Raw genomic sequence first — 20,543 nt, 5'->3', positions numbered from 1 at the left:
CCTTTTTTATAGTAAACTCGCTTCTTTAATAGTTTGTAAGATATCTTCGCTGTCTCCTGTCATAAAGGTGCTTTTGGAATTCTCCTCATTTAAAGCGGTTACCAATTGACGCAGGGCCCGTAAATGAGTCTCGGCATCGGTGCTTCCAAGACAGAACACGAGTTGGACCGGATCATTGGCTTCATGTCCAAAATGAACGGGGGTTGATAACCTTACGAAACTCAAACATAACTCATTTACTCCTTCCTCCGGCCTGGCATGGGGCATTGCCACCCCTTTATCCAACACAACGTACGGCCCGTTTTCTGTTACCATTTGAATCATGGCGTCAATATACTTCGGTTCTACCATGTGATGTTCCACCAGTGGCCTGCCTCCGATTCGAATGGCATCCATCCAATCTTCAGCCGGCACATCCAGTTGAATGAATTCAGACTTAAGAACGTTTTCCAACACAGGACCAGACTTCCTTTCTTGCTTTTTTATGAGTAATTCCGATATCTTCTGTTGATCCCTTTCTTCTATCATTGGGTTAATCGTGATGGAAGGTATGCTGCTTTCTTCAACCGGTGTCGTTGAAAATATAAAGTCCGCCCCTTCTGTACTGCGTGCCTGCTGAAGCTTGTGATACGGAATCACTTCCGTTACCATAATTTCAGGAAACAGGCGCTTCAATCTGCTTTTCATCAATTGCACGGTTCCGATGCCGCTTCCGCAGACGAGTATCACCTTGGTCAGCGTACGGGACTCTCTGCGTTCGATGGCGGCTGCGAAGTGCAGGGTGAGAAAACAGATTTCATCAATATTAAATGAAATCCCGAATTCTTCTTCTATTTCATTCAGGTTCCAAGTGATCCATTGGGAGAGACGATCATATTCATCTTCGATCTGATGTTTCATAGGATTGTTCAGACCGAGCTGGAATCTTAAACGGTAAATAGCAGGTTTTAGATGAATAATTAACCCCTGCTCCAGCTGCGTATCATCCATAAAATCAATTCCGCTTTGAAAACTGATTTTTGCTATTAACCGCTGCACCAGCTGCTGTAATTTGTGATCTTCCTGATCATCTATATGACGCAGCGTCTTGGAGCTCAAAAGATGCAGCGTAATAAACGAAGCCTCTTCCTCACAGATGAAGTCATCCGCGAATTCTTCCATGACAGCAATAATCTGCTTTCCTGTTTGGAATTCTTCATATTTCTTCAACTCTTCTATTTCGTAAGGCGGCAGCTGAACTGTTTTGTTCTGCTTCAGCCGCTGCAGCGACAATACACTGTGGATAATGATCCCCTGAAGCGCGAAATCCGTGAGCTCCGGCATTTTCCATTGCAGGAGCCTGGTGATTTTGTCCCGCAGAAGCAGAATGTCATGTTCGGGTATATTTAAATGCTCAAGCAGCCATTCGAATGTTTTGTCGTCGCCGAACTGGTTCGATAACTCTTTGTAGGACCGGCGGATGTTCAACTCCCGGCCGTCCAGAATAAATCCTTTATTGCTTTTATACTGAATGCCCACCTGGTGGCTTTCGAGATAATCTTCGAGTTTCCGAAGGTCATCCAAGACGGTTCTTCTGGTGACATGCATAATGTCAGACAACGTTTTAGAAGTAACAGGCTGTTCATATTGAAAAAGTATTCCCAGTATCGTTATCATCCGCTCCAACGGTGATAACCGGATGGTATATTCACCAGCGTGCTGCAGCCACTGCTTCACCTCCTTTTTCTCCGGGTCGTTCATCTTCAGCATCACCCCCTGCGACTTATCTCGTTCCAACTCCGATTTGTACTGGGTGATAAAATACTCTACTTCATTCACATCATTGCGGATCGTTCTCTCGCTGACGCTGTAGAAGCCGGCCAGTTCGTGAAGCTTGATGTGTGAATCTTTCTCGAGAAGCAGCTGCATGAGACTGCGCTGTCTTTCATTTAACATGGTGAGCTCACCTCTTGATTTATATTCTAAACAAAAACAGCCCGGCATAGATGAGAAATCGCTTACAAAATAAAAACGGAAATATTTCATATCTTTTTTGAAGGGGAAAATGGATATGTCAGTGGACTGTTTTTTCTCATAGTCTACTATGAGGACCCTGAGAAGTAGTAGAAACAGGAGGCAGTGTCTTAAAGTTTGTTAGCAATTTCATCATCGCCGGGCTGGGGAAAACCGCAGGCATCATCGTAAATCACCTGAATTTCTATCATATGCTCGAGCAGGTATGATACAACGTGAAAAAGCAATAGGATCTAGTTGGTTTGACAATTTTCTTTTATGGTTCATGATCCTATCTTTTGTTATACCATTACAGAGCAGATCCCGAACCGCCCTATTTTTCATCATACTTACGTTTAACTGCTCCTGATTACAAAAAACGTCGTTATGAATCGTTCTATGTTACGTTTGACCGGCCATCGGCTGTCTCAAACTGTCTTATGAATGGTTTAACTTTACGTTTGCAGTATGGTGCCGCCGACTTTTGGCCGCATGACGGAATTTGAACAAGTAATATAATAAAAACAGCTGGGAGCCGTCTCATTTTTCTGCTATACATGCCGTCCCCGACCAGATACATGCCAAAGCTTGTCGAATACATGCCAAGCACCCCCAAATACAAGCGGGCGGTTCTGGTACCTGCCAAACTGGCGGATTTACATGCCAAATTAAGCCGGATACATGCCAAAACAACCTCTTTACGAGCGAAAAAGCAAGCCGGCTGATCCTCGGTTCAGCCGGCTTGCTTTTTATGACTGTCTCAGCTTTTCACTACTGCATGGATGCTTTCATTTCTTCCACGCTTTCCACTTCAAAACCGAGGTCGGCAAGCATTCTGTGATCTTCTGCATTGTTCTGGCCTTCTGTTGTTAAGTAGTCTCCGATGAAAATAGAGTTCGCGGCATAGAGCGCGAGCGGCTGTAAGGAACGGAGGTTCTCCTCCCGTCCGCCGGCGACGCGGATTTCTTTGGCCGGATTGATAAAGCGGAACAGAGCCAGTACTTTCAGGCAGTACAGGGGATTCAGTTCGTGGACGCCTTCAAGCGGCGTGCCGTCAATCGCGTGCAGAAAGTTGATTGGAATTGAATCCGCATCGAGCTCTTTTAAGCTCTCCGCCATATCCACCAGATCCTGTTTCGATTCTTTCATTCCTGCAATGACGCCTGAGCACGGGGACATCCCGGCTTGTTTTGCGGTATCGACGGTGTCTATTCTGTCGTGATAGGTGTGGGACGTCGTGATGGCGGAGTGATTGTTTTCCGACGTATTCACATTATGATTGTAGCGGTCCACGCCGGCCTCCCTTAGACGGCGGGCTTGCTCCGGTTTTAACAGTCCGAGACAGGCGCAGATTTTCATTCCGTATGTATGTTTGATATCTTCCACCGCTTCCACGAGATGGTCGATGTCTTTATTTGCGGGGCCGCGTCCGCTTGCCACAATGCAGTACGTGCCGATATTCTGCTCATACGCGCGTTTGGCTCCTTCCAGCAGCACCTCTTTCGTGACCATGCTGTACGTCTCCACCGGAGCGGTTGACACAGCCGACTGCGCACAATACCCGCAGTTTTCCGGGCAGAGCCCTGATTTGGCATTCATGATCATGTTCAGCTTCACTTTTTTCCCGAAATGCTTTTTCCTGATGAGAAAGGCTGCGTGCATGAGCGGCAGTATGTCGTCATCCGGGCAGTCCAGTACCGCCAGGCTTTCCGCTGTAGTCGGGCTGCCGCCTTCCAACACCTTATCCGCAAGTTCCATCCATTGATTCATCTCACGTCCTCCATTCTTTATTGATTATTGTAAACCTAATATACAATAAAGTTTACAATTAAACAATAAGAACAGCATGAAAAATAGCCGCAGCGTGAGTAAGATGCTTTTCTTTCCCTTTTATGAGCCAGGTTCATTCTTATACATGCCGTTCTCGTGAAGATACGTGCCAACCTTTGTCGAATACATGCCAAGTAAGCTCAAATACAAGCCTGCGCCCCTCTACGCTGCCGGTTACCGGCCAAGATGCCGGATTTCCATGCCGAATCAACCCCAATACATGCCAAACCCGGCCCTTTACGAGCGAAAAAGGATATACCATTAAAGCCGACTGGAACGAACCAATATCCATGCAGGCGTCAGCCTTATAAACAATATTCATTTTTAACCATGAATAATTCACCTATCTAATGAAAATACTATCTGCATATATGGGTTGAAGTTACTTTCGAATCAACGATATAAGGATTTTCGTTAGAGGTGAATAAGGTGGGTTATAAACAAACAGAAGAACCATTATATGGAAATTTTGAAGATAATATTGACTACCTGAAAGAAGAGCTGGGTGTTGAAGAAAGTTTCGATGCCATTCATCTTGATTTGCATTACGCCGGCAAAGACATGGGTTTATTCTTGATTGACGGCTTTGCAAAAGATGAAATAATGCACTATCTGATGAAATTGCTCTCAAGACTGGAACCCGAACAGCTGGAACCGGATCCTTTGTCACAGCTGATGAAAACCCATCTTCCCTACATTGAATTAGACACAGTGGATGATCTGAATAAAGCGGTATTCTGGGTACTGAGCGGCGCTTCTGCGCTTGTTGTAGATGGCATTGACAAGATCATTATTATTGATGCCCGGACTTATCCCGTCCGGTCGCCTGCAGAACCAGACCTGGAGCGGGTAACCCGGGGGCCTCGTGACGGATTTGTAGAAACCATTGTTTTCAATACAGCACTTACAAGACGCCGTGTGAGAGACCCTTCGCTTCGGATGAATTATATGTCGATAGGAAGACGTTCACAAACAGATATTTGTGTATCCTATATTAAAGATATTGCTGACCCGGATATAGTAAAACAAGTTAAAAAATCTTTAAAAAAGATTGATACAGACGGTCTGCCGATGGGAGAAAAAACCGTTGAAGAATTCATCTGTGGTCGTCATTGGAATCCGTATCCTACCGTACGTTACACCGAACGTCCTGATACTGCTGCGACGTATTTGTATGAAGGACACATCATGATCATGGTTGATGGATCCCCGAGTATGCTGATCACACCCATCACGTTCTGGCATCATCTGCAGCATATGGAAGAATACCGGCAAAGACCGGTAGTCGGGACCTATTTTCGATATGTACGGTTTTTCTCTGTATGGCTGGCCATTTTTTTGCTGCCGCTTTGGTTTTTATTTGCCGATAATCCAGATTTAGTTCCGGAAGGTTTAGAATTCATCGGTGTGAAAGACCCCATTCCCATTCCCTTGCTGGTACAGGTGATTTTTGTTGAACTAGGCATTGATATGCTTAGAATGGCAACCATACATACTCCCAGCAATATGGGGACAGCTCTCGGTCTTGTTGCGGCAGTAGTTATTGGGCAGATTGCTGTTTCTGTGGGACTTCTCACCAATGAAGTCATTTTGTACATTTCTATTGTAGCGATCGGCACTTTCGCAACACCGACTTATGAATTAAGTCTGGCGAACAGATTATTCCGACTTGCCCTTTTACTTTTAACTGCTGCCTTTAATCAAATAGGTTACGTTGGTGGAATCACGTTATGGATGTTAATGCTTCTGCACCTGAAGTCAATAAATCTTCCTTATTTGTGGCCCTTTATTCCATTTTCCGCCCAGTCCATAAGAGGATCCTTTCTAAGACCACCGATTCCTTTAAACCATCACCGTCCTGAAGCCTCTGATCCCCAGGACCCGGATCGGTAAGATGGCATATAACAGGCAGAAGAAATCCATTCGTAGACCTTGAATCGATATTTCAGCAGACGGAGTGCGCTCCGTCTGCTTTTTTGTGTCATGCAAGCCGATTTTGCTAATTCACAAGCCGGTTCAGAGCAAATACGAGCGGAACAAATCACTTGAAAAGACCGGCTGATTCAACGTTCAGCCGGCTTTTTGTTATTTTTTCTGTATACTGTGGATATTCTTGTTATAATTGGAAATGAATTTGAAACACATCAAAAAGGAGGTGCAGAAAATGGATCCTTTAACGTTTATCTTTCTCTGGATTATTTTTTTCACTATTTTATATTTTGTAGTCAAAGGCGCGGTGAAAAATGGGATGGACCAGTCCCATACCCACAGAATGATGCAGGAGTATATCGATGCCGCCATCCCGGATGAAGCGCACCGAAAGCCCGTTGATCAGGAAACCTTCATCAGAATCCACGATTTTTCAAATAAACAAAACATTCCGATCGACGACATCATCCACACCCCGTTTGAGAACATATATCTGATGAAAAGCGGAGAAGAAAACCAATTCGTCCACATCGGTGAACGCGTGATGCTGATCGACCAAGAAGAGGTGAAAGATGAGTGGAGGGATTGGGCCGAGCGGTTATAGTCCCTGCTTATAGTAATCTTTCACCAGTTCATCCATCACCCGGTTCGTGCGCAGCGCTGTTTCTCCGGTGCTTGGGGCTGTCGTTCCTTTGCCGGTCAGCTCTTCCACCACCGCCTGAATCAGGTAGCGCTGAATGGGCTGCGGCTGTTCGATGATATAGTTTTTCGTTTCTGTTTCGGTCCTCAGTGTTACCGGTTCTTCATCAAATGAGGAGAAGATAATTTCGCCTTTTGTGCCGACAATCCGGTTCACGTCTTCTTTTTTGTAGGAAGAAAAATTCCAGATGCCGGTGCCGGCCGCGCCGTTTTCAAACAGAAACGCGCCGCTCACCGTATCTTCGACCGGATAGGCGCCGGCCTGATTACGGGCAAACCCGGTGACATCGCGAACCGGTCCGAGCAGGTAGTCGAACAGGTCGAGTGTGTGTGACGCGAGGTCGAAAAACAGGCCGCCTCCGCTCACCTCCGGCTGCAGACGCCAAGGCCATTCCCCGTTCTCATCTTTTTCGGCAAGCGGCTGCGTGTGCTGCATCGTGACAAAACGGACATCACCGATCACACCGCTCTCCAGCAGTTCTTTCACCTTAAGAAAACGCGGGAGCGTGCGCCTGTAGTACGCAACGTACAGCGGCACTTTCTTTTCGGCGCAGAACGCTGCCATCTCTTCGCATTCCCGGGTATTAAGTGCCATCGGCTTTTCGACATACACCGGTTTGCCCGCCTCCGCCGCCATCATTGTGTATTCTTTATGAAAACCGGGCGGTGTGGCGATGTAGACGGCGTTTACGTTCTCATCCTGAATAAGATCCTCCGCCTTGTCGTACCACGCCGGCACGCCGTGACGCTCTGCGTAATCCCTGGCAAGATCCCCGTTGCGCCGCATCACCGCAGCCAGCGAACTGTCCGCCGTCATCTGAAAAGCAGGTCCGCTTTTCTTCTCCGTTACATCTCCGCACCCGATAATACCCCAACGCACTTCCTTCATAAGCTTCCTCTCCCTTTATAAAATAATAGTACTCGTTATGTTCTCTAGGAAAGGCGGCATAAGGGGATAAAACCTTATACCGCTTGAATCTATCTTCTATCTAATAAAAACACCGGTTAAAACATCGAAGCGCATCCTGTACACAGCATTCCAAACAGTAGTCATCACCGGACCGGAATGTTTCAAGACACTTGTTTAATCTCCGGGTGCAGGCCAGAAGGCATTCCCGTTTGGTTTCAGAGCAGCAGCCATGATGACCTAATTTGCTCAGATTGTCTTCACATCCGCATTGGGATCCGGGCCTGTGATGGTGACAAGAGCAGTAGTCCCTCACGTTCGGTCACCCCCTTTTCCAGCAGAATATGCCGGTGGAAAAGGGGGTGCTTGTATTCTTTCATCATGTCGTGTTGAAATCTATGAATTGTACATTGCCGGCTGCCTGATGTTACTCCATCTTAAAAATATGGGCGGCTGCGGTCCATTTATCGGCGCGTGCAGCCAATATATCAGCGCCCTCCTCTTTAGACGATCAGTGATCCGCGGAACCCTCTGGCTCCGTAGTAGGACTCTGCGCCACTGTGGTACACGAAAACATGTCCGAAGCGGCGGTCGCAGAAGAGAGCCCCGCCGCGCTCCCTGATATCAGCGGGAGTCTGCACCCAGCTCGACGTTTTCAAATCAAATTCCCCGATCTGTTGCAGCGCCCGGTACGCTTCTTCGGTCAGTATGTCGATGCCCATCTCCTCAGCCATATCCACCGCGCTGTTCTCCGGCTTGTATTTTTTTCTCGATTCCAGCGCCTTCCGGTCGTAACAGACACTGCGGCGCCCTGCCGGACTCTCGGCCGCGCAGTCTACAAAAACGTAACCGCCTTCCTTCTCATCGTACCATACAACATCAGGCTCGCCGCCCGTCTGCTCCATCTGATGAAGCGATTCCAATTTTGCCGGATTCCCCTGAAGCTTTGCCTCAATCTCTTTCCAATCCAGCCCCTCATGCCGGTGCATATGTTTCTCAAAACGATGCTGCAGCACTGCAGGCAGCTCCTCCCGCGACAACGCTTTATTGCTGTTTGCGTCACCTTTCCCCATTATACTACCTCCTATTCATATAATAGATGCTTCGCTGCATCACTATGATATACTAAGCATACACCACAGGAACCATTTTTGTACAAAAGAGGCCGCACGTGTACGACAAAAAGAGAAGGTTGGAACAAGCTATCATGCATTTCAACGGATAACAACGGAGAGGAAGTAGACTTCAATGAATGATTCGTATCAGCACCTCTCCTCATCCAAACAACCACCGTAATGGTTAAAACTATACTTATTACAATTCGAAAAATACCACAAAATCCAACTACCCACACCTGTACCATTCTTATTAACCCTCCTGATCTCCTAGTGTCATAATCCTATTCTCACAGAATCTTTGGTTGGCACGATAATAACAAATGTATTTTCGGTTCCTCGCTGTTTCATGTGGAAAGAGGAATCTAAACACGCCTTGCTAGTCTATGAATTCTTGTTGGCTATCGTGGTTATCTCAGGTGCCGCCTGAGGAGGTGTGGTTAAGCCAACAAGGAATACAACCGATCAGCTTGGCTTCTCTGGGATAACGTCTCATTTATTCACGGTAGCGTACATTATAGCAATTAAATTACCGGTACTTCGGTACCCCCGGGCTTTTCGCTTTGTTGCTTGAATCAGACTGTTGACGCCCTCGATCAGTCCATTGGTCATTCGTGTTCGAAACCATCTTAAAATGCCATATTCATGGTTTTTCAGTGTTTTCCCAACGTCGATCATCGGCTGTAACCGGGAACACATGGCCCATTGACGCCATTCATGAAGATATAAATCAGCGACAGCACCGGGCATCGTCCAGAACTCTTGAAGGCTTAGCTTTAGACGGTAAGCCCTCCCGGTAGCTAAATCCATGTCTTTGAGCTTCGTCATCTTTTCTTCTTGTTCGTGGGACAGGTTACGTTGGTTTTTTAACCAAAGATAGCGCGTTTTTTTTAATGCCGGCTGTTCGCTTTGTTCCTGACGCCGTACCTTATCCACGCCCTCGTTAACGATTTTCATGACGTGGAATTTATCAAATGTTACAGCGGTATCTGGAAAGTGTCTTTCCAGGCCGGCTATAAAAGAGGGGTACATGTCCATGCACATTTCTTTTATTTGAGACGGGGATATGCCTTTATTTATCAGGAAATGGCGGAATGTTTTCAAAACATCGGCGCCTTTTCCTCTGGTCGCAAATAATAATCGCTTGGTGTCGCTGTCCATGAATAAGGTGACATACTGGTGGCCGCGGCGGCTGGATGTTTCATCGACAGCCACATGACGAACGTTCGTTAGCTCAATCTGTTCCATGGCTTCTTCCACATAGTAATGAAAAACTCTCCAAACCCGTGTGTCGTGCTCTTCTACAAGGCGGGCAGCCGCATAGACAGGCATCTCGGCCATGAGGCTCATGACATGGTATTTAAAGGCATGCGAAAGGCCGGCTCCCGGGCGTTCCCAGTCGATATTGATGGTGCGGATTTTCCGGCATGATGGACAGTTTACCCTAGGCATTTTGGCATGCAGTATCGTCATATACGGCCAGAAATCCAGATGGAAATCCAGATGGCGCCATGTTCGATCTTGATCCAAAATATCATGAACCGGACAATGATGATGACCACAATTTGGACAGGAAAAGCGAGATCCGCGGCCATATCGAATATAAATGTGCAGCGTCTTTTCTTTCTCTGTTAATGTGCGATACGAAATATGCCAAGGCGCCTGTATGTTCAAACCTGATTCAAAGATGTCATATTCTGATTCCAAATCTTTCACGAAAACTCCTCCTGGTAAAACGATGGTTTCCACCTAGTACGGGATAGTTTCGTTATCTTTAAACTAGCAGGTTTTAAATAGTAATAAGCGAAGAGGCATAAAAAAAGAATGACATCAAGGTTTCCTATGTCTGTTAATACCCCTGTAATATATACCACGGTTTGGTTCAATGATTCGATAAAAGAACCTGTATAAAGCCAACTTTCTACCCACAAACCAACAAGCAGAGATGGAATAACTTGTTTAGTCCACATCGCAAAAATAACGGCAGTAAGAGGTGGGACGATTGATAACCACAGTTCCATTTGCATGATCACTGCCTCCGTTCCATTGATAAAGAATATGAGCCTTAGCTTGTGAATTTTTTTGCAGTTTATGTAACGTTACTTTCAAGAAGATGTAAAAACCAAGCCTTACTCATACGTAAAATGAAAATAGATCATCAAATTTCTCCTATTTTGAATATATAAATGAACTATTGGTAAATAGGGAAAGAAGTTTTACGGTACCATCCTAATACTCGTATTATTTATTTTGCTTATCATAATGGGGGTTGTAACCTGTTTTTATTAGTTAGGAGCCTTTTTTAGTTTATTAAGTATAATCGCCCAGCGCATAAAGAGCATTTCATCATAGGGTATGAACATACGCAAAAGAGGAGGTGACTCTATGAGTGGTGGAGGTTTTGGCAACAATGGTTTTGTACTTTTGGTCGTGTTGTTCATCCTTTTAATCATCGTCGGAAGTAACTATCCAATGGGTCAAGGTTACGGATACGGTTATTAAAAATATTTGGTAAACTACACCTTCAAAGGTGTAGTTTACCTTATCTCCCCCCCCCCCCCGCGTATTACCTTCCATCTTTTATCCAGATATATTAGTTAAGTGGTCGATTCCTTCTTTCAATTAAAGATTACATAAAATGAGGGCAACTACCACTCCATAGACTTCTCTATTGAGTAACATAAAACAGATTAAATAAGGGAGGTGTTATTAGTTATGTATCCTGGAAGACCAGGACCACCAATGCCGCCAAATCGACCTGTCCCGCCGCAGGGACATCAAATGAACCCTAGGCCAAATTTATTGTCTCAGTTTCAAACTCCTGATGGAAAATTGGATTTTGAAAAGATTGCAGTAACTGCTCAACAAATGAATAGGATTTATAGTCAGGCCAAGCCAATAATCGCCGAATTCATAAAAAAGAAGAGGTAAGTAGGAAGCTCTTTATATCGGTACATCAGGAGATAAGTAGATGACTATACTGTGCATTATGTTGGGGGCTGGGGCAGAAATCGTTCCCAGTCTCCTTTGGTTTCAAAAAAGGGGAAATGAACCATAGCAATGGATGGTACCCATATATGGACTCTTTGGATTCTAACGCATTCATACACGGCGATTGGGATGAACGCTGACGTACGGGACCAGCTATGCTTCCAGCCAGTACAAGAGGATAAATGGAAGGAAAATCATTGCCTTTTTAATTTTTTCAAACCCCCCCCAAATAATTACCCTGGTCACATATTGTATTATTCCGCCGGCATATCCTCACTCATTCCCTCCTGTACGGGAGGGGTGTATCAAAAGCCTTAACGTAAAATACCATGGCCGCCATCCCGCCAGATGGAGACCATGGTATACTTTTAAAATCAGTTTATGCAGCTGGTTTCTTTTTGCGGTACCGCCGTCTTCCGTGTATTATGGGCAGGAACCTACCAGCCGGACGCGACCGAATACCCTCCCACGTCCGTTTTTTCGGCGCGTGTAGTGTATTTGTCCGAACCCGTTTTCGGCTTGAATTTTTCTTCCTAGCCCTGGATACTTTTGGGCGAGTCAAACGTGTACTTGTTGGCATTGGCTTTCAGACGGTTTCCGCATCATCACCGAATTACATTAATAATTGTGAAAAATGGCTGTCACAAGCCTCATGCTCAATATAAACAGACTTAGTCTTCATTCTCGTATCATTTATTTTCCTTGTCATAGTGAGGGTTGACCTATTTATATTAATCAAGAGCCTTTTTTTATTTATTTAGTATAATCGCCCAGTACATAAAGGGAATGTCATCATAGGGTATGAACATACGCAAAAGAGGAGGTGACTCTATGGGTTACGGCGGAGGTATTTTTGGCAACAATGGCTTTGTACTTTTGGTCGTGTTGTTTATCCTTTTAATCGTCGTTGGAAGTAACTATCCAATGGGTGAAGGTTACGGAGGATATTAAAGTAAAAGAAGATAATTTATCATGACTCTTTGAGATGGCTTAGAGACCAGTTATATTGTGTGAGTTAACCAGCAGTACCACGATATCAGGCAGAATAAACAAAGCGATAAACTCATGGGACGTCACAACCAGCTAACCTATTCCACTCATAATTACACCTCCTAAAAACTTGTTATGAGTGGAATAGGGTTTGATTTAGACTTAATCAAAAAAGAGACTGTCCTGTAATGAAACATGTACCCGTCAAGAAAAGACCAACAAAGAGCACTAATCTTGCAAACAGCTAACATAAAATAGCCTTATTGGTTATTAAAACCTTTTTCTGTCTTTCTAGACCTCTTCAGTAGATGGGAATTTGGGTAACAAGTCTATCCCTCTACATTAGGAGCTTTTTTATGTTTGTACATGAATAATAACCCGTAAGTACTACTATCAGGTATCCGTTTTCTAAACTAGTATCTTCTTTTTACGCTTTTGTTTAGTGATTACATTACGATTCACCTCAAAGGAGACATTTTTTATTTACACTATATATAAAACAAGAATGAGATGATGAGCATTCACCATTCCACAGAAAAATCTAGAACAACAGCCGCGATGCGTAGATGACGATGGTGACGGTGATGCTGCTGAGCATGGTGGAGATGAGCACGGCCTGGGCGGCGTATTCCTGGTAATTGTCATACATGAGAGCGAACTGGGCGCTATTGCGGGACATCGGGAAAGCGCTAGCGATAAAGAGCGCCTGCGCGATCGTGCCGTCCATGCCGAAGAGCGAAATGACAGCAAGCGCGGTAAGCGGCGCGACGATGAGCCGTCCGGCGAGTCCCATAAAGAAAGCGGGCGAAAAATTCTCCAGTTTCGGGTAGGCGACCTGCGCGCCGAGCGTGAGAAGCGCTACAGCGAGGAACGCGTCCGCGATGTTTTGAAGCGGTGTCCAGATGAAGCCCGGGATCGGAATCTGAAAGCCGTAGAACAGAAATCCAAGCACGAGTGCGTACAAAATCGGTGTCTTCAGTATTTCTTTGAGGTTCATCGTGCCTTTTCCCTCGGTGGATGCCGCGTTCATCAGGCCGTAGGTATACGTGATGATATTCTGAAACATCATCACCATAATCTGCACCGACGCGCCGACCGGATTCGCCTGGAAGACAAGCTGGCTGACCGGCAGGCCGAAGTTGCCGGAATTGTTCAGCACGACACTGTTTTTGAAGGTCGCGGACAGCTTTTTGTCCATCTTCATTATCTTTGCCGTCACATGTGCAAGCGCACCGAGCAGCAGGAACTGGATCAAAAGAAACCCGCCGATCTCAAGCAGCAGGGACGGTGTCATGTCGTTTTGATAAATGTTCGCAAAAATAACCGTCGGGAGAAAAAGATACGTCAACAGCCGTGATAATGTTTTCAGGTCAAACTGGAACAGGCGGTGCAGCAGGGCACCCATCCCCAGTAAAAAGAAAACGGGAAATATAATCTGAAGCAGAATCTGAAATAATACCGTCATGTGCTATCATCCGTTCTAGTTGCAGGATTCAGGGTGAAGTCGTTCATCCTTCTCTTATCTTACAACGTCTCCGCAGTACCGTACTATCCCTTTTATATAAAAAAAGGAATATTCCTTTTACGTATAGAAGGGTCCTGGAAGATATATATGAGGTGGAGGGATAACCATGCGTCGATTCGGATTGTGCAATACATTTAGGGCTGTAGAAGGAAAACGTGATACGTTGGCAGACCTGCTGTTGGAAGCTTCGAAGGAAATGAAAAAGCTGGAGGAGTGTGAATTATATATTATCAACTCCGCTGACGATGATCCGGACGTCCTTTATGTGTATGAAGTGTGGTCCAGCAAAGAAGCACATCAGGCTTCGTTATCCATGGAAGTGAGCCAAACGTTAATTGAAAAAGCGAGGCCGATCCTGGCCGGAGTCGAGAAAACAGGCCCGTTCACTCCCCTAGGCGGCAAAGGAATACCCTCTTCATCACTGGACAGCTGAAAAAACGGCTGTCTCATCAAAAAAGCCAGCTGATCAGGTCAGCCGGCTTTTGTATTTATCAGCGCATTTGTTTCATGTATCGACGGTATGTTGGTTTTACCGGCGGCTGTGCCGTGGATATCGGCGGATTGTCCCTTTTTATCAGCGACCCGCTGATGCAAGCAGCTCGTGCAGGACCGCGGCGTCGCGGTGGAACTGCGCTGGGTCGTCGTTCTGCACAAATTCGAGCATGGCATAGCGATGACCGCTTTCCGGCAGGTGCTGAAAATAGGCGTCCCATTCTTTTCTGCCATCCGTCAGCGGGTATCTGGTCGTGCCGCGCCAGAAAAACACGTGCACGTGCTGGACCCATGGTTTCACCGCTTCAATCGATGCCAGCCTCTCTTCAAGTGAAAGGCCGACCGCTGGCTGCCAGTAGAGCCGTACGTTCGGATGATTAAGCTCTTCCATCAGATGCCGGGCGCTGTCCGCGGTATCGGTTAGTGTACCGCCGTGATACTCAAGGTGGACCCCGATGTTCTGCAGGGCCGCAAGATCTGCCGTCTCCCTGATATCACGGACCAACTCCTGCCGCTCCCCTGCTTCCATCTCGCCGGATCCTTTTTCTCCGGCCCAGATTCGTATCGAAGCAGCACCCAGCGCGGAGGCTGTATCCAGGACATCCGGAAACGGCGCTTCATTTTTTATACCGGCCTTGAAGTAGGAGCCGTAAGAGGACACTTCCAGGCCGGCCTCCTTCGTGTGCTGCGCGGTGCGGGTGGCTGCCGCGGTGTCACCCGGCGGCACATGCACGTCACCGCCCCATTCAATACTGTGAAGTCCGGCTTTCGCTGCGATTTCTATAACCTCTTCCGTCGTTTTGTCCCGAAACGTGACGGAACACATTCCTGTTTTCCACATCGCTTTCACTCCTTCCATCTCGATGTCAGGCGGGTTTCTGGTTGTCCGGCATACGTAACCACTGCTGTTCCGGCAGAAGAACCATGCATTTCCGGAATGCTGCGGGGCATCCGGCTGCCGGCATACACGGCAGTGCCGTACCAGACAGGCCCGTCTTCTCCGGAAAGATGCGACACGGCGGCGGGCAGTACGGCCGGCGCGGCATACAGCAGATTCGTGTTTGGCTCGGTCCGGCCCGCTTCCAAACGACGTCCCCCGCTCAAGTCCGCCACCACACTGATACCCGCGGGCAGTTCCACAGACAATACGTGATCATTCGTCTCTTCTATGTCCGGCTGCATATCCGGAAGCGGCTTTTGTCCGTCCACATCAATCGGCACCGAAAAGCCGCCTTCTCTTGCATCAAGCGCCCGCCTCGCATGAATCCGGTGCACCCGCACATGCCACGGCCACGCCGGCAGCAGCCACGTTTCCACATCGACGTCGCGCCACGGCTTCCAGTGCGAGTACAGCACGCCGTCCTCCCACTCGGTCACCTCGGTCCGCCGCCGTCCGCGGTAATACCCATCTTCTTCACTGAAGGCAAGCATCGAATCAAACGCACCCTGCTCCGGTCCGAACGCTCCCTTAGGCACATGAAATCCAAACCGGGTCGAATAGGCGAATTTCGCGTACTTGCTGTCATTATGTGCGTGCTCGGTGGACAAATACTGCCCCGACACAAGACTAAACACATGACTCCCTTCCCTCATCATCGTCATCCGCGGTACCGCAAGCTTTTTCACCCGCTCAAGCGCCGGCATCGCTTTTTCCTCCGCCTGCCAGAACGCATGCTCCTCCGGCATTGCCAACACAAGAAACGTCTTCAACGCCCAATACGGCGACCCCGGAGAATTATAATTTTCCGCCATAATCAAGTTCGGATACGCATACCCAATCGTGAGCACCCCATCATTTGAGAACACCGGCTGCTCCATCCACCACCGCATATGCCGCATGATGAGCCCCTTCGCCACACCAACATCCACCTCCGGAAGCTCCGCATACACACACGCACTCCAGAACGACACTTGCGCAAAACGATACGTCAAGCTGCGCCCGAACGGCAGCGCCGATCCGTCCTCGGAAAACCAATAAATAAAATCATCGGCAAAACGCGCTGCGCGCTTTTTATACAATGCCGACCGCTCCGGATCCTTATCTTTCTGCAGTGCCGCATACAACAGACCGTAAAAGTGGAAGCCGAAGGAAATATAATAGTCCCACTGCTCCACCGGTCCGTCCGCGTACCAGCCGTCCCCTTGATAACAGGACTCGATAAAATCGAATGATACCTGCTGCTTCTCCTCGTCGACCGGCATGCCGATCGTGTCAAACCCTGTATTCACAAGAATACGGAAAAAATGCCAGTTATTATCCACGACATCAAACTGGTTAATCTGGTCGAGCCACTGATACAGGTTGCTTTGCTCCCTTTTTGTCAGCGGCTCCCACAGTTTTTCCGGAATCATCGCGAGCGCGAAACCGAAAGCAGCCATCTCCACCAGCCGCTGATCAATGCCGTGCACCCATCCCCAAAATTCAGGGTGCTCCGGATTCGTTCCGTTGCGGATACCTTCCAGGTGACGCTCCCAGCGGTCGTTCCACGCTCCACCTGCCGCAGCCGGAACGAGTCCCCACAATACCCGGGAGAACGCCTCCATCTCTGCAATATCATAGCCGAAATGGGCGCTCGTTGCGCCGAGCGGTATCCTTGCTTTTCCTTCGCTGAAATAACGGTCCAGCGGTTCAAGCATACGCTCCAGCAGATTCTCCAAATCCCGGCGCGTCTGCAGCTCCCGTGCTTCCATATGCTTCACCTCATTTGTCTTTTCGATATTGTTTCGGAGAAAATCCGCTGAATTTCCTGAACAGTTTCGTAAAATAACTCGTATTGTCATACCCGATCGACAATGCGATATCATCTACCGTATGATTCGTATACAACAGGTCGTGCGAGGCCTGTTCCATCTTCTTTTTCGTCGTGTATTCGACGAACGTCTCCCCGGTTTCCTGTTTAAATATCCGGCTGAAGTGGCTTGGGTTGAGATGAAGGTGGTTGGCCGCTCCTTCCATCGTGATTTTCTGATCCAGATGCGTCTCCACGTATTTCTTCGCTTCCCAGATTTCCCGGCGGTCCGAGCTTTCTCTGAGATGCGCGGCGAGCGTCATTTTCTGCTGCACATACGCACGCAGGTACGCTTCCAGTTCGCCGGTATGACGCAGCGCATGAATTTCACTGTACAACACCGATGACGGCTTGTCGCTGTAATGCTGCAGTGATTGGTATTTCAGATCGATATCGATCAGGATTTTATGAATCCAGCTTTTCACCTGTTCGGGGTTCCATGCCTTATCGGTTATTTCGTTCATCCACGACTGCAGCCAGGCTTCGGCGGCTTGCGCGTCTTCTTCGGTAATGATTTTCTTCAGGTCATACAACGCTGTCGTATAGTGCATGAAAATATCATCATGCCCGGATTTCAATGTCAGCTGTTCCGCTGTGAAGACACCGGGTTCGGTGATGTAAAACCATCCGCCGCGGGCCGGGGTTACCTGCTCAAGCGCCGTCCGAAGCTCCTCGTACGTCCCAGCGTGATTTCCTGTCACAAACACGAGGGACTGCCCTGTTTCGCGCTGGACATACCGCTGTATCTTCGTTAGCTGCATTGATACATCGTCTGCCGTCATGCCGCGGTGGTAAGGAAAAAACCAGTACATCTCCCCGGGGGAAGCGATAACGTAATCGCTGTCTGCTTCCTCCAATACAGCTCGGCCGGCCTCCTCGACGATAGATTCCGCTCCTTCCTCCTGCGCATCGAGAAAACGTCCAGAAACCGGCACATAGCGGGTAGTGTCAAACGAAAGGGAGAGCACATCCGAACGTTCTTCCGTGCCGTGCAGAAACGAATGGATCCACTCTTTTTTCAGCGGCTTTTTCGAATATTCCACGAACGTCTGCAACGCGTCCATATGCGTCCGGTCGGCCTGATGTTCTTCCAGTTTCTTTTTCATCTGCTGCACGGCTTTGAGCAGCATACCGGGTTCCAGGGTTTCTTTTAAAATATAATCCCCGACGTACAGGCGCAGCGCTTTTCTTGCATACTCGAAATCATCATGGCACGTAATAATAATCGATTCGAGTTCCGGATTGACCGCCCGCACTTTCTCGATCAGCTCCAGACCATCCATCCCCGGCATACTGATATCGGTGATAACCATGTCCGGCATATCTTCGCGGGCGGATGTCCACGCTTCCATCCCTGTGGCGCATCGTCCCGTCACTTCGAAACCGTGTTCTTCCCAGGGCACGCATTGATACATAAATTCAAGCATCTGGTAATTATCTTCCGCCAGCAGTACTTTCATCCCCCATCAACCCCCTTTGAGTTCTTGGAAAGCGCATGAAAACGGTCGTGCCTTCATGCAGTGTGCTCTCAAGATCCATATACAGCGCGCTGCCATAGGTCAGTTTCATGCGGTCGTACACGTTTTTCAGACCGATGCCGAACATGCTGTTTTTCTGTTTCATGTAGTCGCGGACAATATCCTCCTTGTTCACAAACAGCGCCCGTTTGATTCCTGCCAGTTTTTCCGGTTCTAGCCCTTTGCCGTTATCGCTCACTTCAATGCATAGCATCGTGTCTTCGGTCCACGCCCGGACCCGGATCCGGCCGGCTGCAGCAGGAAGACCGTGATAGCACGCATTTTCAATCACCGGCTGCAGAATGAACTGCGGCACTTTTTCCGCTGCGGCGTCCGCGTCCACTTCCTGTTCGAGCTCCACGGCATATTTTCTCATCGGATTGATGAGCTTCACATACTCCTCCAGCTGCTTTGTCTCCTCGGTGAGTGTCACCCATTCCGATCCCCGGTAAATCGCGCGCAGCAGTGTCCCGAGTGACGTGATCAGTTTCGCATTTTCGGTGTTTCCGTCTTTGAACATCTGTATCCGGATCGTGTTTAAAATATTGAATAAAAAGTGCGGCTGGATTTTGGACTGCAGTACTTCCATTTCCGCTTTGCGCTTCATTGCCTGCTCGGTTTTGGTCTGTTGGATCGTTTCCTGGATACGGTCGAGCATATGGTCAAACGACGTCGACAGTCTGCCGATTTCATCGTGTCGCTGCAGATCGTTGCGCATATCAAGATGTCCCTGCTCGACTTTTTCCGCCGTATACACAAGCCTCTGAATCGGCCGGAAAAAGCGATGGATCACAAACAGCATAATCAGGGTAAACAGCAGAAACGCGCCGGCCTGGATGAAAAAATTCTGCTGGTAGGCCCGGTCGAGGCTGTTTGCGGCCTGCTGATACGGCACGTAACTGACGAGACTCCAGTCGCGCTGCTCCAGATCCTGCCGGACAATCACATGATTTTTCCCGTCTTCCATCGTGGTGACAAAGGTTTCCTTCCCTGCACGCCCGTTATCCCCGTAAGGAAATTCTTGTCCCGGCACGTAGTCTTCGTTCCCGTAGAGCACGTTTCCTTCACGGTCGAGAAGAAGATTACGGCGTCCGACGTCTTCATCGGTCAACAGCACCCGATCCAGTTCTGTCCGGCTGATACGCGCGAACAGATACGCGGTTGTTTCGCCGTTGTAGTCGGTCAGGCGGCGCGAGAGCAGAATCGGCGAATTGACGTAGTCACCCGAAAACGTATTGTCCCCGAGCTGCGAGGCGGGACCGAGCCACCTCACCTGAAAAGACGACAGTTCCTCCATCCGGCTTTGAAACTCTTCATACACAGACTGCTGTTCAGTAAAAGCCGGACGCCATCCCGACCCGGACATCACCTGATCTTTTTCCGCACTCACAATAGAAAGCGAAATATTATGATTTCTCGACAACGAACTGAGGCGGTTATTAATCTCAAGAATCTGTCTTGCCCCAAGCGGTTCATTGCGGAGGCTTGAGATCATCGGCTGGATATCGTTATTGAAAGTGGCGTCGTTCATCGTCTGAATGACGTTATCTATCATATTGGACACATTCGCTTCCGTCAGCTCCGATGCATTCTCCTCACTTTGAATCAGCCGCTCCCGTAAAATCTGGGAGCTGGAGATATTCAGGTTAATGACACTGAACACCATCGGCAGCAGCATACAGATAACTACCCAGATGAACAGTTTCTGTTTGAAAGAAAAACGGTTGCGGAAGCCGTTTATGATTCTTTTCATACCGATACCCCTTT

General features: G+C 47.9%; 18 protein-coding genes and 1 pseudogene. 8 read left to right on the top strand and 11 right to left on the bottom strand.

The window, feature by feature from the left end:
- Positions 1–6: 6 nt before the first annotated feature.
- Positions 7–1,935 carry a BglG family transcription antiterminator gene (locus BM124_RS05225; RefSeq protein WP_170840976.1) on the bottom strand — a complete coding sequence of 643 codons (1,929 nt, stop codon included), beginning with the start codon at positions 1,933–1,935 and terminating at the stop codon, positions 7–9.
- Between the two features lie 635 nt (positions 1,936–2,570).
- On the opposite strand from BM124_RS05225, the gene BM124_RS18790 reads away from it, so the two are divergent.
- Complete coding sequence (locus BM124_RS18790; protein WP_170840975.1) at positions 2,571–2,717, top strand: hypothetical protein; 147 nt, start codon at positions 2,571–2,573, stop codon at positions 2,715–2,717.
- 46 nt (positions 2,718–2,763) lie between these two features.
- On the opposite strand, the gene bioB is transcribed toward BM124_RS18790, so the two are convergent.
- Positions 2,764–3,762 (bottom strand): biotin synthase BioB, encoded by a 999-nt coding sequence (bioB, locus tag BM124_RS05220; protein WP_093335788.1) that lies wholly within the window; start codon positions 3,760–3,762, stop codon positions 2,764–2,766.
- A gap of 489 nt (positions 3,763–4,251) precedes the next feature.
- On the opposite strand from bioB, the gene BM124_RS05215 reads away from it, so the two are divergent.
- Together BM124_RS05215 and BM124_RS05210 are read left to right on the top strand one after the other, a co-directional pair.
- Positions 4,252–5,715, top strand: a complete 1,464-nt coding sequence (locus BM124_RS05215; RefSeq protein WP_093335786.1) for a spore germination protein — start codon at positions 4,252–4,254, stop codon at positions 5,713–5,715.
- Positions 5,716–5,986: 271 nt separating this feature from the next.
- The gene (locus tag BM124_RS05210) at positions 5,987–6,355 is read left to right on the top strand and encodes a hypothetical protein (protein WP_093335784.1); all 369 of its coding nucleotides are present in this window, start codon (positions 5,987–5,989) and stop codon (positions 6,353–6,355) included.
- On the opposite strand, the gene BM124_RS05205 is transcribed toward BM124_RS05210, so the two are convergent.
- The 4 genes from BM124_RS05205 to BM124_RS05190 all read right to left on the bottom strand — a co-directional run bounded on the left by BM124_RS05205 (position 6,350) and on the right by BM124_RS05190 (position 10,499).
- A complete protein-coding gene (locus tag BM124_RS05205) occupies positions 6,350–7,339 on the bottom strand; it encodes a Gfo/Idh/MocA family protein (RefSeq protein ID WP_093335783.1) in 990 nt (329 codons plus the stop codon). The genes BM124_RS05210 and BM124_RS05205 overlap by 6 nt on opposite strands.
- A 521-nt stretch (positions 7,340–7,860) precedes the next feature.
- Positions 7,861–8,430 carry a DUF4256 domain-containing protein gene (locus BM124_RS05200; RefSeq protein ID WP_093335781.1) on the bottom strand — a complete coding sequence of 190 codons (570 nt, stop codon included), beginning with the start codon at positions 8,428–8,430 and terminating at the stop codon, positions 7,861–7,863.
- Positions 8,431–8,964: 534 nt separating this feature from the next.
- The gene (locus BM124_RS05195) at positions 8,965–10,188 is read right to left on the bottom strand and encodes an ISL3 family transposase (RefSeq protein ID WP_093335780.1); all 1,224 of its coding nucleotides are present in this window, start codon (positions 10,186–10,188) and stop codon (positions 8,965–8,967) included.
- Positions 10,185–10,499, bottom strand: coding sequence for a hypothetical protein (locus tag BM124_RS05190; RefSeq protein ID WP_093335778.1), 315 nt, complete (start codon positions 10,497–10,499; stop codon positions 10,185–10,187). The genes BM124_RS05195 and BM124_RS05190 overlap by 4 nt, the downstream gene beginning before the upstream one ends.
- A gap of 190 nt (positions 10,500–10,689) precedes the next feature.
- Here BM124_RS05190 and BM124_RS19675 point away from each other — a divergent pair.
- From BM124_RS19675 to BM124_RS05175, 4 genes and pseudogenes are all read left to right on the top strand, one after another.
- Positions 10,690–10,761, top strand: a pseudogene (locus BM124_RS19675) (hypothetical protein); the annotation flags it as partial.
- Positions 10,762–10,857: 96 nt separating this feature from the next.
- Positions 10,858–10,974, top strand: coding sequence for a YjcZ family sporulation protein (locus tag BM124_RS05185; protein WP_093335777.1), 117 nt, complete (start codon positions 10,858–10,860; stop codon positions 10,972–10,974).
- A gap of 213 nt (positions 10,975–11,187) precedes the next feature.
- Positions 11,188–11,403, top strand: a complete 216-nt coding sequence (locus tag BM124_RS19670; RefSeq protein ID WP_093335775.1) for a YppG family protein — start codon at positions 11,188–11,190, stop codon at positions 11,401–11,403.
- 891 nt (positions 11,404–12,294) lie between these two features.
- Positions 12,295–12,414, top strand: coding sequence for a YjcZ family sporulation protein (locus BM124_RS05175; protein ID WP_093335774.1), 120 nt, complete (start codon positions 12,295–12,297; stop codon positions 12,412–12,414).
- A gap of 580 nt (positions 12,415–12,994) precedes the next feature.
- Here the strand turns inward: BM124_RS05175 and BM124_RS05170 are convergent.
- On the bottom strand, positions 12,995–13,918 hold the full coding sequence (locus BM124_RS05170; protein WP_093335772.1) for an AEC family transporter: 924 nt from the start codon (positions 13,916–13,918) through the stop codon (positions 12,995–12,997).
- 166 nt (positions 13,919–14,084) lie between these two features.
- Here BM124_RS05170 and BM124_RS05165 point away from each other — a divergent pair, with 166 nt between their 5' ends.
- Positions 14,085–14,411 (top strand): putative quinol monooxygenase, encoded by a 327-nt coding sequence (locus BM124_RS05165; protein ID WP_093335771.1) that lies wholly within the window; start codon positions 14,085–14,087, stop codon positions 14,409–14,411.
- A 141-nt stretch (positions 14,412–14,552) separates the two neighbouring features.
- On the opposite strand, the gene BM124_RS05160 is transcribed toward BM124_RS05165, so the two are convergent.
- The 4 genes from BM124_RS05160 to BM124_RS05145 are packed head-to-tail and all read right to left on the bottom strand — an operon-like array spanning position 14,553 to position 20,529.
- Entirely contained in the window at positions 14,553–15,311 is a 759-nt protein-coding gene (locus BM124_RS05160; RefSeq protein ID WP_093335769.1) for a sugar phosphate isomerase/epimerase family protein, read from the bottom strand.
- Between the two features lie 5 nt (positions 15,312–15,316).
- Complete coding sequence (locus BM124_RS05155) at positions 15,317–17,161, bottom strand: DUF2264 domain-containing protein (RefSeq protein ID WP_170840974.1); 1,845 nt, start codon at positions 17,159–17,161, stop codon at positions 15,317–15,319.
- Between the two features lie 10 nt (positions 17,162–17,171).
- Complete coding sequence (locus BM124_RS05150; RefSeq protein ID WP_093335767.1) at positions 17,172–18,719, bottom strand: response regulator transcription factor; 1,548 nt, start codon at positions 18,717–18,719, stop codon at positions 17,172–17,174.
- Positions 18,694–20,529, bottom strand: coding sequence for a cache domain-containing sensor histidine kinase (locus BM124_RS05145; protein WP_093335765.1), 1,836 nt, complete (start codon positions 20,527–20,529; stop codon positions 18,694–18,696). Before BM124_RS05145 ends, BM124_RS05150 begins: the two co-directional genes overlap by 26 nt.
- Positions 20,530–20,543: the final 14 nt, after the last annotated feature.

The sequence above is a fragment of the Salibacterium halotolerans genome (assembly GCF_900115625.1).
GTDB lineage: Bacteria > Bacillota > Bacilli > Bacillales > Marinococcaceae > Salibacterium > Salibacterium halotolerans.
Note: the sequence above shows the minus strand (reverse complement) of the source record. Positions and strands in the feature narration are given on the sequence as shown.